General features: G+C 62.2%; 14 protein-coding genes. 6 read left to right on the forward strand and 8 right to left on the reverse strand.

Annotation, left to right across the window (positions count from 1 at the left end):
- Positions 1-161 precede the first annotated feature (161 nt).
- A complete protein-coding gene (locus tag RE4_RS31160) occupies positions 162-335 on the reverse strand; it encodes a hypothetical protein (protein WP_019750023.1) in 174 nt (57 codons plus the stop codon).
- A gap of 382 nt (positions 336-717) precedes the next feature.
- Here RE4_RS31160 and RE4_RS29210 point away from each other — a divergent pair, with 382 nt between their 5' ends.
- Positions 718-1,746, forward strand: a complete 1,029-nt coding sequence (locus RE4_RS29210; protein WP_037134950.1) for a DUF4192 family protein — start codon at positions 718-720, stop codon at positions 1,744-1,746.
- 136 nt (positions 1,747-1,882) lie between these two features.
- Here RE4_RS29210 and RE4_RS29215 read toward each other — a convergent pair whose 3' ends face one another.
- From RE4_RS29215 to RE4_RS29225, 3 genes are read right to left on the reverse strand one after another with little or no spacing between them, the layout of a single operon-like run.
- Positions 1,883-2,077, reverse strand: coding sequence for a hypothetical protein (locus RE4_RS29215; protein ID WP_019750025.1), 195 nt, complete (start codon positions 2,075-2,077; stop codon positions 1,883-1,885).
- Positions 2,078-2,117: 40 nt separating this feature from the next.
- Positions 2,118-2,972 carry a CPBP family intramembrane glutamic endopeptidase gene (locus RE4_RS29220; RefSeq protein ID WP_019750026.1) on the reverse strand — a complete coding sequence of 285 codons (855 nt, stop codon included), beginning with the start codon at positions 2,970-2,972 and terminating at the stop codon, positions 2,118-2,120.
- A gap of 11 nt (positions 2,973-2,983) precedes the next feature.
- Positions 2,984-3,337 (reverse strand): hypothetical protein, encoded by a 354-nt coding sequence (locus RE4_RS29225; protein ID WP_019750027.1) that lies wholly within the window; start codon positions 3,335-3,337, stop codon positions 2,984-2,986.
- Positions 3,338-3,926: 589 nt separating this feature from the next.
- Here RE4_RS29225 and RE4_RS29230 point away from each other — a divergent pair.
- From RE4_RS29230 to RE4_RS29245, 5 genes are all read left to right on the forward strand, one after another.
- Positions 3,927-4,325 (forward strand): plasmid mobilization protein, encoded by a 399-nt coding sequence (locus RE4_RS29230; protein WP_029538901.1) that lies wholly within the window; start codon positions 3,927-3,929, stop codon positions 4,323-4,325.
- Positions 4,322-6,079, forward strand: a complete 1,758-nt coding sequence (locus RE4_RS29235) for a relaxase/mobilization nuclease domain-containing protein (protein WP_019750029.1) — start codon at positions 4,322-4,324, stop codon at positions 6,077-6,079. Before RE4_RS29230 ends, RE4_RS29235 begins: the two co-directional genes overlap by 4 nt.
- A 361-nt stretch (positions 6,080-6,440) precedes the next feature.
- Complete coding sequence (locus RE4_RS31215) at positions 6,441-6,584, forward strand: hypothetical protein (protein WP_019750030.1); 144 nt, start codon at positions 6,441-6,443, stop codon at positions 6,582-6,584.
- Entirely contained in the window at positions 6,581-7,420 is an 840-nt protein-coding gene (locus tag RE4_RS29240) for a type II toxin-antitoxin system death-on-curing family toxin (protein ID WP_019750031.1), read from the forward strand. Before RE4_RS31215 ends, RE4_RS29240 begins: the two co-directional genes overlap by 4 nt.
- 238 nt (positions 7,421-7,658) lie before the next feature.
- Positions 7,659-8,606: a hypothetical protein gene (locus RE4_RS29245; RefSeq protein WP_019750032.1), complete on the forward strand. Its 948-nt coding sequence runs from the start codon at positions 7,659-7,661 to the stop codon at positions 8,604-8,606.
- Between the two features lie 101 nt (positions 8,607-8,707).
- Here RE4_RS29245 and RE4_RS29250 read toward each other — a convergent pair whose 3' ends face one another.
- The 4 genes from RE4_RS29250 to RE4_RS29265 all read right to left on the reverse strand — a co-directional run bounded on the left by RE4_RS29250 (position 8,708) and on the right by RE4_RS29265 (position 13,530).
- Positions 8,708-9,937 (reverse strand): hypothetical protein, encoded by a 1,230-nt coding sequence (locus tag RE4_RS29250; RefSeq protein ID WP_019750033.1) that lies wholly within the window; start codon positions 9,935-9,937, stop codon positions 8,708-8,710.
- A gap of 187 nt (positions 9,938-10,124) precedes the next feature.
- On the reverse strand, positions 10,125-10,937 hold the full coding sequence (locus tag RE4_RS29255; protein ID WP_019750034.1) for a hypothetical protein: 813 nt from the start codon (positions 10,935-10,937) through the stop codon (positions 10,125-10,127).
- A complete protein-coding gene (locus RE4_RS29260; protein ID WP_019750035.1) occupies positions 10,937-11,707 on the reverse strand; it encodes a DUF4913 domain-containing protein in 771 nt (256 codons plus the stop codon). The genes RE4_RS29255 and RE4_RS29260 overlap by 1 nt, the downstream gene beginning before the upstream one ends.
- On the reverse strand, positions 11,704-13,530 hold the full coding sequence (locus RE4_RS29265; RefSeq protein ID WP_020971510.1) for a type IV secretory system conjugative DNA transfer family protein: 1,827 nt from the start codon (positions 13,528-13,530) through the stop codon (positions 11,704-11,706). The genes RE4_RS29260 and RE4_RS29265 overlap by 4 nt, the downstream gene beginning before the upstream one ends.
- Between the last annotated feature and the right edge of the window lie 21 nt (positions 13,531-13,551).

A 13,551-nucleotide genomic window follows, 5' to 3' on the forward strand; every position in this document is an offset into this window, starting at 1 on the left:
ACCCACGACCCGCCGCGACCGGAGCGCAGGTGTTGACCCGGCGCAATCAACGGTGCTGGCTGTGCGAGCAACGCCGCACCTGTACCCGCGTCGGTGGTCAGTGGGAGTGCCGTGACTGCACGCTCCCGGCACCAGCGTGACACCCAGGACATTCGCCGCTACTAGCGGCGAGCCTGCACCTTCAAATCCGCGAAACCGGACGCACCGAGTGCAAGGCCCACCGTCACCCATAAAGCGGCAGAACCGAGTCCCGAACTGAAATAGGACAACACAGCCGCCACCAGAAAGATTGCGACAGTCGTAGCCCAGAGCAGCTTTCGTGCCTTCAAGCTCACGCGATCCCCCTAAAACAGTGTTCTCGACTCCGACCCTGCGAGCGTATCGCCGCAGTTACGTTGTCGCCTGCCCGGCGGCCGGCCACCTTCGGTGTCCCCCGAAATGAACTCCGCTTCGCTGCGTCCTGATGAAGAGCATCTTTTTGTTCTCCTTCTGGCCTTCCGATTCTCGTCGGCGGTGACCTGCGCGCAACCCCTGGCGGCGCAAGCGCCGGCCGATGGCTCCGAGAAATTTTCGTCACTCGCAAGCTCCCGCCGAAATTTTCTCGGCCCAGGGGTGGCACTCCGGCCCCCTCATGCCGACGCGATTCTCCTTTGCCAGCAGGCGAAAAAAATTGGCGGGGCACCCGGCCCGGTCACTTTCATCAGCGAGGGGAACGACATGCAGCGCATCCGTTTGAACACCGCCACCGAGGTACTTGCCTCCATCCCCACCATGCTCGGATTCATCCCGACCGCATCGGTCATCGTGATCATGCTCAAAGACGAAATCGTCGACGGCCGAACCACCAAGCAGATTGCCCTTGTCGCGCGGACCGACGCCGCCGCAGGCGAGGGCGCCGAATTCGATCCGGCCCCGTACCTCGAAGCTGCCTCACGCGCCGACACCACCGCCACGATTTGCGTTGCCGTCGCCGAAGACGCCGCCGCAGTCATCGCGCTCGACAAGATCGCGATCCTGCGCCAGGGATTCCGTGACGCCGGAATCCACGACATGCTCGCCTTGCACGTCACCGCGCTCGAAGCCGGAGCGTTGTGGACCGACCTCGACACGTACGCGACCGGACTCACCGAAGACCCGAACGCCTCAACGTTGAGCATTCACAACGCCGTCGAACAAGGTCGCACCACCGCAGCCTCACGCGAGGACATCGCCGCCCGCTACGCCGTCACCGTCGAAGCGGACACCGCAACCGCACACGCAGCGCTGCACGCGCAGGGACCGGACTTCGTTCGCCACGCCGTCACCGAACTCGCGACACTCATCCGCACACGGGGCAACCCGGACGCCGAGCTGGCCGCCCGTGTCGGACTGTGCGCCACCATCAGCCCCACCGCACGCGATGCCCTGATGTTCACCGCCAACGGAAACGAGCACGCCGCAGCCCACGCGTTCGCGACAATCGCCCGCCAGGTACGCGGCAACGCCCGCATCCAGATTCTCACCGTCGCGGCGTACTGCTCCTACATCAGCGGCGACGGACCCAGTACCGGCATCGCACTCGAGGCCGCCCAAGCCGCAGTGATCGACGGCAACGGCGAACACGACACCCCACTGCGCAACCTGCTCGACTTCGCACTCGAGCACGCAGTCTCGCCCGCCGCAGTCACCACGCAACTGCACGCGATCGCCGCCGACGCAGCGCGATCCTTCGGCGTCGGCGTCGGCGTCGACAACCTCGACAGCTGAAAACGGCAGCGGCCCCGACTTCGCGAAGAAGTCGGGGCCGCTCCCGTATGCGGTGGCAGTTGTTCGGGCATCGAGCCCTAACAACCGCTGCGCCAGCTCCCCAGCGCGCCACCAGTGCAATGCGGCGCACCGAAGATCAATCGAACAAGTGATCCGTGGTTCCCGGCGCGGGGAACGCGAAATCGATCTGAGCACGCGCAACGGGTTCGCCAGTCAGTCCTTCGACAACAGCGGCAAGATCCGCATCGGTGATCACGTTCAGATGCTTCGTCGCTTGGTACATCGCGGCCTCGACTGCGGATCGTTCCACGGGAATGTTCTTTTCATTCACGGCTGGGCCTTTCGTTGTGTGCGAGATGCAAGTGCAGCGGTCAGGAAGTGAGGATCAGGTGCGCCGCGCTGATCAGATTGCCGACACCGTGAGCGACGATCGCGGGCCAGAGCGAACGGGTGTACAGAGCCAGTGCGGTGAAGAATGCGCCGCCGACAAAAGAGAACACCACATTGCTGAACCCGAAGCTCGCGTGCCAGCCCGCGAACAGCACGACCATGACCGATGCCACCGACAGAATCAGTATCCGATTCGATGGCTTCCACCGTTGAACGGCGAGCACACCGGACCGGAACAGGATCTCCTCCGGTACAGCCGCGAGGAGGAAGGCTCCGGTCATAGCGGTGAAGAACCCGCCACGGAGCAAATAGTCCTCTCGCTCTTTCCTGGCCGCGATAACGTCCGCATCGGTGATAGGGAACCAGGTCTCCAAATTCACCACGGATTCGAAGAGCAGATAGTGGCCGACTGCGACGAGAACTGGGACCAATACAACCCACAGCGCGATCTTCTTCCACCCGACCATCTGCGAGGTCGGGCGAGGCATGACAAAGCCCAGCCACCGAATTGATCGCACCCAGGTGACTCGTAGCGAACGGACGACTGAGCGGACGACTGAGCGGGTATTCGACTGTCGGGCCCGTTCGAATGGCGGAGACAGAGCGACCGTCGCCCAGATGATCCACGCGAAGAACGCCTTGCGGAGGTTCTCTTCCATGGGGTCATTCGCTGCGCGCGCCGTCAGGCCGATCGCAAAGCCCAGAGATCCCGTCGAGAAGATTCGGAGCTGGGTGCGGGCCGGGACGAGGCGGAACCACGCGGTAGTGAGGCGCTTGACCTGAGAGCGGACGGCCGTAATCGGCGTCGACCCGGAGCCGAGAACGGGTGTGGGCATCGGGTGCAGTCCTAAGCGCTCTTCTGCTCACCGGATTCAGCGGCCGGCGAGGCGGCCGGCGAAGTTTCGATCTTCTTCGTCACCGGCTTCTTCGTCGCCGTCCGCTTGGCTGCTGACTTCCGCGCAGCCGGCACACGCCACTGTTTGATCGACGCTTCGGTGAATCCGACACGGAGCGCTTCACTGATCGCGGCATCGAGGTTGCCGACGTTGGCGGCATCCTTGCGGGCGAACTCCTCACGCGTGTCGAGCAGCTCCTTGTGTGCAGCCGCCACCACACGGATGATCTTCATCTTCTCTTCGGCTTCCGCCTTGATAGCTGCGTCGAGTGCGTCGAAATCTGGTGTGTTCGGTGTCGTGTTCATGCGCTACATCGTAGGAGAAATCTCGCCCGTCCGTGCACCACTGAACGTGCGCTAAGCGCAACTCGCGGACACCCGGCCCGTTGTCCACGGGTGGGTGTCCGGGGCGGCGTTGTGTGCACACCAGACGCGGAGCGGAGGAATCTGGTGTGTGCCCAATGCCGAGAACCCCCGGTGCCCGCCTGTGGGCAACATCAACCACCCGAACTGCGTATCGACGCGCTCCGCGCGGCGCATCTTCTCTTCTCCGAGATTCGACCACAGATCGGGACTGCTCCGATCCTCATATGGATGCCCGAGATTTCCCTCTCCGCTCCGCTACGTCTCAGGCAACCACAATCGGGACCAGCCCCCAAATGGGGACGAATTCGAAACCGGAGGAACTCGCAGGCTCGTCCTGGCGCTTTTGAGATTTCGGGGACGAGACTCAGAACGGAAGTGACCCCGAAATCTGAGCCCCGGCAGAGCAAGATAGTAACTTAGGTGCCCTAAGTTGGGTCAGGTCTTGCCGCTGCGCTCTGGACCTGAGACACTGGCGTGTAGCCCCACGTGGTGGGGGCGCTGCGCTGGGCCGGAGGGAGGCACGACGGACATGAGTGAAGACGAGGTCAGTCGACCCCGCAGGTTCCGTCGTGAACGCCGGGAGAATGTGCCGGGCGGTCGAGCTGGCAGGCACGTGGTGAAGGTGACTCCCGAGGAGGAGTCCGAATTGCTGCGCCGTGCTCAGGAAGCGCGCATCACCGTGGCTCGGCTGATGGTCGAGTCCGCCCTGTCCGACGCTGGTGAAACTGCGACCGATCGGCGCGATCTTGCTGGCGAGTTGTTCTCCGCGTTCCGGCTGCTATCGGCGATTTCGATCAACATCAACCAGATGGCGAAGGCCACCAACGCGACCGGAGAAATCCCGGCCGAACTGAACGGCGCACTGGTCAGTGTGCGGCGTTTGGCCGACCGGATTCACGGCACGCTCGACGAGATGTCCGCGCCGTGATCGTCAAGATTTCCCGCGGCGCCAAAGTCACCGGGCTGATGTCGTACCTCGCCGGTCCGGGCAAGAGCAACGAGCACACCGACCCCCATCTGGTGGCTGGCGACTACGCGATCATGGCGTGGCACGACGACAATGAACTCAGCGGTGTCGACGCTCTCGCGATCGGCAAGCAGATCGACCAGCCCCGCAAAGTGTTCGGCACCGAAATCAAGATCCCGAACTACCTTCGTGATGAATCCGGCCAAGACGTTCGCGACAGTCACGGCAAGAAGGTCCGCGATCCGATCGACCCCTACCGCGACGGAGATGTCTGGCATTGCTCGCTCTCGCTCAAAGCCGACGAAGGCGAGCTGACAGACGAGCAGTGGAACAAGATCGCCACCGAGTTCATGGACGAAATGGGTTTCACCGACACCTCCGGCCGCAGCCCCGCCAGATGGGTCGCCGTTCGCCACGGAGTGTCCGCGAAAGGCAACGACCACATCCACATCGCCGCATCCGCCGTGCGCGAAGACGGCACCAAAGTCAACCTCTACCGCGACTGGAAAAGAGCCAGCGTCGCGGCCGCCCGCATCGAACGCGAACACGGCCTTGCTGTTATCGAATCGCGTCAGAACGAGACCGGCGAACGCGGCTACCACCGCGCCGAGAATGCGCGCGCGGTACGCAACGGGCAGACCGAACTCGACCGCGATCTCCTCGCCCGCCGCGTGCGCGCCTGCGCGACGTCCTCGAAGTCCGAAGCGGAATTTGTTCGCCGACTTCGCGGGCAAGGCTTGATCGTCAGACCCCGCTTCGCCTCCGGGCGTGATGACGTCGTAGTCGGCTACAAGGTCGCAGTCAGACCAGAACGTGACGCAACCGGAGCCGATGCGAAGCCGATCTTCTACGGCGGCGGCCACTTAGCAAAAGACTTGACCCTCCCCCGCCTCCGCAAGGAATGGGAAGACTCCCCGACGGCATCATCGGAGGCCGTCGACGAATGGCGCAGCGCACGGCGTGAGCGTCCCGCTGCGCGTCCCGGGCGTGAAGCGAAAATGCTCGACCCGAAACTGCTCGAACGAGCCGGCCGAGACATTGCAGCCTGGAACAAATACCTTGCTTCGATTCCCGTGACCGACCGCGCACAATGGGCGCGCGCTGCAGGACGGACGGCCGGCGTTTTCGACGCATGGTCAGTCCGCACCGAAGCCACACCAGGACCCCTTGCTCACGCTGCGAAACAACTCGCTCGATCCTCACAGATCCCTGCACATCAGCACGCACCGAAGAGGGCAGGCGTCGTCTCCGCCGGCGGTGCGGCCCTGATCTTGATGCAAACAAGTCCGCAACTCGGCAAGGCCGCGTCATACGCGCTGCTGATGCGCCAACTCATCAAGACAGTCGAAGCGATCGCCGCCGCACATCGTGCCGCCGGCGACCTGAGTCGGGCGCATGACCTCGAGATGACCGCGCGCGTGGAACTCGAAGCGATCCATCGTCAGATGCCCCAACCTCGCGCCGGCGTCGAGCACGTCGAATCCGAGGGCAGCGTCGCAGTGCTCGAACGGGCGGCGTCGGAAGAGAAGACAACGATGGAACCGGTGTCGTCGCCGGAACAAGCAGGCAGCGATGCTGCAACGGTTGCCGCCGGTGACTTCCCGGTTTCCGCACGCGAAGCAGCGAAGCGTGGTCCGTCTCCAGTCCCCTCGCGACTCGATCCTCAACGAGAACAGACTCGAACGGGAAACCGGGAGCACGGCCCCGAGCGCTAGTGCGGAGAGTCAACGAAACGGCCTGCTTCTCAGGAGTGCACTCACTCGTGGGACGGGACTCGGGTCGGTGCTTTTGATATCGCGTCAATTACGCGGTGAGGTGCGATGAGAAGTTCCGCGAGACGGGGGAATCGCGCGACGCGAGTACGACGTCCCGGGGCGCCTGTTGGACAGCGCTGATGATCAGTGCTCGCGCGTTCCGTTCGATTTCAGCGAGATACGCGTTCGGCGATGCGCCGACACTCCTTCAAACAATGCACACAGAATCCGGACATCAGTCCGGAACGGCCTGACATCGTTGTGCCATGCATTGTGTGAAAGTCCTCCTGCCGAGGACCGGCGGACCTGTATCGTGGGCTCTATGGTGGAGACCAAGCATACGAGCGAGGCTACGGAGGCGGCTCCGTCGTCCACCGTCATCTATGCAGATTCAGCAAAGGTCGCCATGATTGCCCGCGAGGAAGCGCAGCGCTGGGGCCAGCTCCTCGATCGCCTCGCGAAGTGACTGAGTACCTCAGCGTTGATTCAATTATCGCCATCAATGAGGCACACTGCGGAGCCGGATCCGGTACACGCGACCGCGAAGGACTGGAGGGCGCGATCGGACGCCCGTCCTCTGGATCCTTCAATAACGAGTTCTTTCCTGACCTGTGGACTAAAGCAGCGGCATACCTACACGGGCTGAGTAGCACCCAGTACTTTCACGATGGCAATAAACGGACCGCATGGCTCGCAGCGACCGTCTTCCTGCGAGTCAACGGAGTGCGCGTCCCACATGTACCGGACGTTGAATCAGAAGCCTTCGTTCTCGCCGTCGCCAAGGACTTGTTCACGACCAGCGACGAACCGGACCGCACCATCGAGATGGCCGCCGAATGGTTCCGCACCCGTTGCGAACCGCCCCGCCACGACGATCCAGCCTCATGGGATCTGGAAACTTCCGAATCCTCCATGATCATCACCGGTGCTTTCTTCGCCGAATACGCAAGAACGTCCGATGGGAAGCTCGATGTGCTCGGCGGAGTCTGGGACAGCTACCACACCGACTCATTTCCCCAAATGATTCCCCTATATCTCGTGCTCATCGCCCAAACCGGGCACGATGACATCGGGCGTCTACGCCACATCGTCATCGACCTAATACGCCCCGGTGCAGAACCTGAAGATCTGTTCGCGATGGAAGTCCCGATCGACGCCGCCGAAAATCGCTTCTACTTCGTCAATATCCTGGTGCCCATCAACGACCCAGGAAGACACGTCTTCCGTATCACGGTCGAAGGAAATACACGGACGGCCAGGACTGTGTCACTGGACTTCCGGCAAATAAGAGTTGGTTCATAAATCCGGCGCTGGTGGTAGGAATGACGCTGGCCTTCCAGCGGAAGTTAAGTCGCGCGTTTCAGGTGCGCACGCGGTGGCGCTGCGTTCATCGGGCTGGGATTCGTATCTGTGTTTTCGATACCGCAGCGATGACGACCTCGGGGCGGTAGAACCGCTTTCCCGGACGGGTGGGTGTTTGTCCCTGCCGTCTCGAGCCGTGCTCTACTCTGCGAAAGACCAACTACACGGAGGATCTGCGATGACCGGCGTTTTCCATGACACACAGGCCGGTGAGGTCACCGAGACGTGGTCGATGTCCAGTTCGGTGCTGTTGCAAACAGAATCGATCGATATCGAAGTCTTCTGCCGGTCGACAGAATTGCGAGGCGAAGTTCTCGAATCCCGGCGCAAACTTACAGAGTTAAGTCTCGAATTTGCGCTCGCTGTCGGTCGCGCCGGGTTCGAGCGCGAAGGATACGCACGTTTGGAATCGGCAAAAATCACACGATTGGCTCTCGAATATTTCGGCGGCGAGGATCAATCTGAAATCGGCCCGAGTGGCTACGAGAGGTTCCGAAGGGCGGTAGCTGAATTCGCGAAAGAATCCAGTGAGCTCGGTCGTGATCTGGCTGAACGGCAGCAAGCGATGGATGAAGCCGGCACCCGATTCGTCGAACAGCTAGCGCAGCACGTGGAATCGTTCACTCCCCTCTCCGAGGATCGATTCCCTATCACCTACATTGCACTTGACGTAGTGGGGTTGCATTCTTTGGGAGCGCGGCTCGACTCCGGGAGGTATCCAACGGGGCCGGCTGCCCGCGAAGGTTACGTTGTCGATCCGGCGGAAGTCATCGGCCGATTCGTCTATCCGGCTGTCGCGTCATTCGATCTGAGTCCGGGTATCGCCAACACGTTGGCCGGCGACTTGTACTCGACGCTGGAGAAGATGCCGATCCCGGTGTACGGGTCGGTCCCCGAATCGATCAAATCCCTCATCTCATCATTGAGTGGAACCGGATTCGTCGGAGCGATCGGCTACTCCAGCGGTCTCGAGAGCGTGACGTTGACGTGTTTCAGTGCGGGGGCCGCATTCATCTTCTGGTTCGGACGACCTCACATGACAACCGTTCGCGACACATCGAACGAATGGTTGAAGCGGAAGCTCAACAGCAAACTGGGACTAGCTGAGGACCAAGACACGGACTAGCCGCCTTCGGCGTCTGGCCCGGCAACTTCGTGTGAGTTGGCTCGCTGTTCCTTCCGCTGTACCGATGCTGTACCTGACGTAGCCTCGACCGGCGAGTTCCGTTAGGCGGAAAAATGGGTCCGGGGACCGGTGGCGCTGATATTTCTGAAACCAACCAGTGCCTCGAATCGCTTCACCGATGTACCCAGTTCGAGCGTCCCGCACAGGGCGGAAATCGCTAGAGTTACTCCGTCAGCATCCATCGCGCCGATCTTCCGGATCGCCCTTGGCGCACCGCGGCCAAGCGTGTGAGTTCCGAGTACCGTGCCTAGAAACGGTTCTGCCATCACGACCGGCCCCGGTACCAACTCGACGATCGATCCTCCCGTCGGCGCAAATCTCGTATCGACTGTCCTCGGACTCTCGTCGTCCGATATCACGATCTTGATTTGGGAGAAGAGATTTTGCGTCAGCAGCTCCCATCCGCCCTGGACAAATCCACCAGACTGGTGCGACACACCTAACCGTGCAGCCACCAACGCGCTGATGTAGGTCCACAGTGAGTCCAATGATGTTTCGAGCTGGCGCCGGCTCTTGTCATCTTGCGGTAAGTGGTACTCCTGGCCTTGTTTGGCATGCATGAGGCCGGACCGCTCGTCGCCGTACATGTTCTTGTAGATCCACTCCACTGCCGAGGCCGCATCGGTGGGCGCTAATGATGCAATCGGCACGTGCTGATCGGCAGCTCGTAGCGCCTTTTTGAACCATTCTCCTTCGCCCTCGAGGCGGCCGTTGGTCTTGATTTTTCTGGGGCGAATATCGCTGAGTATTGCTTCGAAGGCAAGGAACATGTTCCGGTAGGAGTCAAAAAGGTACTCCGAGGTTCGCGACATTCGGATGAATCGAAAAGCATCGTGTTGGGTCGGCGTCGGCGGCGGTACTTGCGGGATCGGATTGCCGTCCGCATCGACGGCCGTAACGGTCGCCGTGAAGCTTGACGTCAGCGTGCGAACCACGTTTGCGCGGAGCACTATTCCGTTCGAATCGGGCCACCAAACGAAGCACTGGTCAAAAGCGTCGCGAATAGCGGCGTCGCACAATCCGCGAGCAGACATGTAGTCCAGGCCGTTATTGGCGGCCGCCAGGGCTGCGGTGTGGCTTCCATCAGGACCTGCCCCCGAGTGTCCGTAGACGACAACTGCTTTGACGCCTGCTGCTACTTGAATTGTCCAGCCGGAGAGCTGAATTGCCGCATTCTGAGCTGGACTGTTGCGGAGCAGGAAGACCGCGCCATTTCCCGGAGGATGCGCGGAGTCTTGGAGCGCCATGCCCGCGAAGGTGCCTACAGTCATGGCCACAGTGTGCCGTTTGACGGGGAGGAATCGCTAGGCCACGTTGACAAATTGCGACAGGTTGCGGGCACTTGAATGACATCAGGACCCACGCCGGTGTCGGGTATGGGTCCTGATGATCGAACGATGTCACGTTTGACGTAAATCCTCGAGGTAGGTCAACGTCATGGGCACGAGACCAGCCCGGCTATCGGCCGGTGTGTTGGCGTTCCTGGCTGCGGCCCTTGCTCGGACGTCCTTTCCTGGCGACCGGCGGTTTACCAGTCCCGGTCTGCACCGCTCCTCGGGGATGCTTGGCCTGGTCGAGATCGGCCGTCATCCGGGCGCCGATCGTTTCCTTGTCCACTCCTCCGGCGTTCATGTCGGCGGCGAGGGCATCGCGCCGTTCGGCTGAGTCGTACTCGGCTTCTGCGGCTGCGCGATGAGCGTCTGCATCTTCGGCGATTTCAGTTTCGGCCGACGTACCGTCGGCTTCCGTCGCCGTCTTGTCGAGCCGATCGGCTTCGGCCATCAACTCGGAGGCCTTCACGTTCTCGCGTTCGGCGAGTTCCTGTTCGGCGGTCGCGGCCCGCTTGGCTTCTTCGGCTGCTTGGAGCAGGTTCGCGATTTCTCGTGGGTCGATCCCGGGGGCGCCCGCGTCGATTCCGTACCGTGTCTGGACTTCCTTGCGGATGCGATCTGCGGCGTCGGCTGCGGGCTGCGAGTGGTCCTGCCAGCCGCGGGCCTGCTGCCAGCTGTCGGCGATCTGCGCGTGGGTAGCGTCCTCCCACCAGCGGTCCGTCATCACCGGACGTAGCTGCGCCTCGATCGCGCTGCGTTCGGCGACGAGCCGTTCGCGCAGTTCGCGGGCCGCCTGCACGCTTTTGGCTTCGGCGTCGCGGATCTGCTTCTCCCGTGCGCGACCCATCTGCTCCGCGAGACGGGACGCAGACTGCAAGCCGACCCGGAACATGCGCGTGAGTTCTTGATTGACCTCACCGATTTCGTCGTGCTCTGACATCAGTTGTTGCCTTCCTTGTGGGGTGACGGCGCTGTGGGCGCGGATTCAGGGGAGAGACGCATGTCGGGGAACATCGACGACGGTGCGGGTTCAGTCGGCAAGGGCACGATCGCGAAGTCGCCGCCGGCATGACCGCTGCGGACCGAGCACGCTTTGAACGTGCCCTCTGGATCGAAAAGCTGTGCCATGTGGTGGTCGGCGTGATCGCGCCACCACACACTCATTCCGGTCGAGGGATCCAGGCGCAGACGCTCCCATGCGCGCCACAGGGCTTCCAACCGGGAGATAGCTTCGGCGTGTTTCCACCACTGCGTGCACCAGTTCCTTGACGTCCCCTCGATCACCTCACGCCGATAGACAGGGGCGATGCGTTCGCGCACGAACTCCTCTACCGATCCGAACACCAGTTCCGGTTCTGCCGGCTGCTCCGGCTCCGGCTCCGGTTCCGGATTGGCGAGTGAAATTTCGAGCTGCGACAGCAACCGGGCCGCCGCCGCGGCTTCGAGTCGCGCGTACAGCTCTGGAGTGAGGATTTCCGCCCACTTCGCTTCGGCGATCGCGTCGGCTTCCTTCTGGATGCGTTTGAGAACTGCCTTGCCGACCATCGCCTCGAGGTTCTCGCTCAGCGGCGCTTCGACGTTCGGTTCATCTCCTCCGCTTAGGGGCGTGTACGCGGATGGGGGTGGATAGTCCTCATCATCGGGCGGCAGATAGTCAGCCTCACCCGGATCGAAATCGTCCTCCGGTGGTGGCTCGAACGGCGCGGTCACAGCGACACCGCCTCACGCGCAGCCCCCGCGTGGTCTGGCTTGAGCCATTCGGACAGGCCTTCTTCTGCTTCCGCCAACGTCGCCGGGGCTGCCGGATCGTGGGCTTCGATTGACGCCCTGATCTGGTCGGCGTGCGGGCCGGCCATCCACGGCGCCGTCCGTACGATCACAGGCCGGTTACCGGAGGAACGTACGATCGCCCGGCCACGTGGCAGTGCTTCGAGTTCGGATTCGGTGAACGTACGAACTTTGGTGCGCTGCTTGGAAGTGGATCGGCCTTGCGAGGAGGCTGTGACCGACCCGGTGATCTCCCAATGGTCACCGATCGCGGTGGACATGTCCCGAAGGAACACCCCGTCATCGACGGCGACACCACCGCCGTAGACCTTGACGTTCGCCGCCGACCACAGTTTCTTCATCCCGCGTTCGCCCCACACCTCCACACCCTGTGACCAGGACTGCAAGATCGCCATGATGATGATTCCGCGTGAACCGTAGTGGCTGTAGAGGCTAGGCAGCTTGGACCAGCGCACGACGTTGGCCACCTCGTCGAGAGGAGCGACGAGAGGAACAGGCAGACGTCCCTTCGGCGAGGTGGTCGCGATTTCTTCGGCTGCGTCGATCACGGCGACGGTCAACGCCGTAACCAATGGGCCGGCCGAACCGTTGCCCTCGCGGGAAAGGCTGTAGAGCGTGCCTCCGGAACGAACGAATTCACGAGGATCGAAATGCGGCCGCGGATCGGACAAACCGTCCGACGTCACCCAGGGATGAATCGTCCTGATCTTGAGCGAGCGGATCATCTTCTTGGCAGTACCGAACACACCGCCGCGTTGTTTGTCGGGTGCGTTGTACTGCCCGGCCAGGCCGTCCGCCTGCAATCCGTACCCATGTTGGCGAAGGATCTTCACCGCTTCCTGGTTCTGCACGTCCGTGACCCACGTATATGCCTGTGTGATCGGGCGGCGATCGAGTGCCGCAGCCAGGAACAGTGCCGCCAACAGATCCTTTCCTTCCGGATCGAAGAATGCGTCCGTCTTCGCTTCGAGTCCGTCGTCACCGGAGGCGAAATGATCGGCCAGGTCGGCGGCCCTGACTTCGTCGGTCACCCACGTGAGCGGATTCCACCACCAGCTCGGTTCCTCATTGGCGACCCTCTGCGGATCGAACACCCAGACTTGCGAGCCCATTGCCGCTCGAACGTCGCGGGTCGCGTCGACGACATCGCGCTTGTTCGACGTCGTCAGGACTGCGCCGGGAGCATCGAGAACTGCGGGGATGACGCGACTGGTCGACTTACCGGTGCGAGGACCCCAAATATCGACGTGCAGGTCCTCCCAGCTGCCGCGCAACATCGGGGCCGACCCGAACACCGGCTTGCTCGGCAGCAACAGGTACCCGAGCTGGATGCCGACAACGTCGTCGGGACGGAGCCTCACCTGCAAGGATTCGGCTTTTGCCCGGCATGCCTGTTCCGTCAACGAAGCGATGTCGCGACCGCGGCCCATGTACTTGGCCAGCTCGTCGACGCGGGTGCTGTCCCGCTTGCGCAGGATCAACAACCACATGCCCACTGCGACCAGCACGATCAATGCCAAGGCGAAGGCAATCGCCACTACGCTCGCACCGGACTCCCACACGAGATCACCCTTGATCAGGCCCGCGACCATCGCCATCGGATTGACCGGAACATCCTGCTCGGTGCCGAACTGCATCGCAACGGAGGCGCCGACGACGCCGGCAACCGCGATCCCGGCGCACACACCGAGCACCTCGAACGCCACGTCACCTTGACTGGGATCACGCACAGAACCCTTACTCATGACTGATCTCCGTTACTGTCG

The sequence above is a fragment of the Rhodococcus erythropolis NBRC 15567 genome (assembly GCF_001552595.1).
GTDB classification, from domain to species: Bacteria; Actinomycetota; Actinomycetes; order Mycobacteriales; family Mycobacteriaceae; genus Rhodococcus_F; species Rhodococcus_F erythropolis.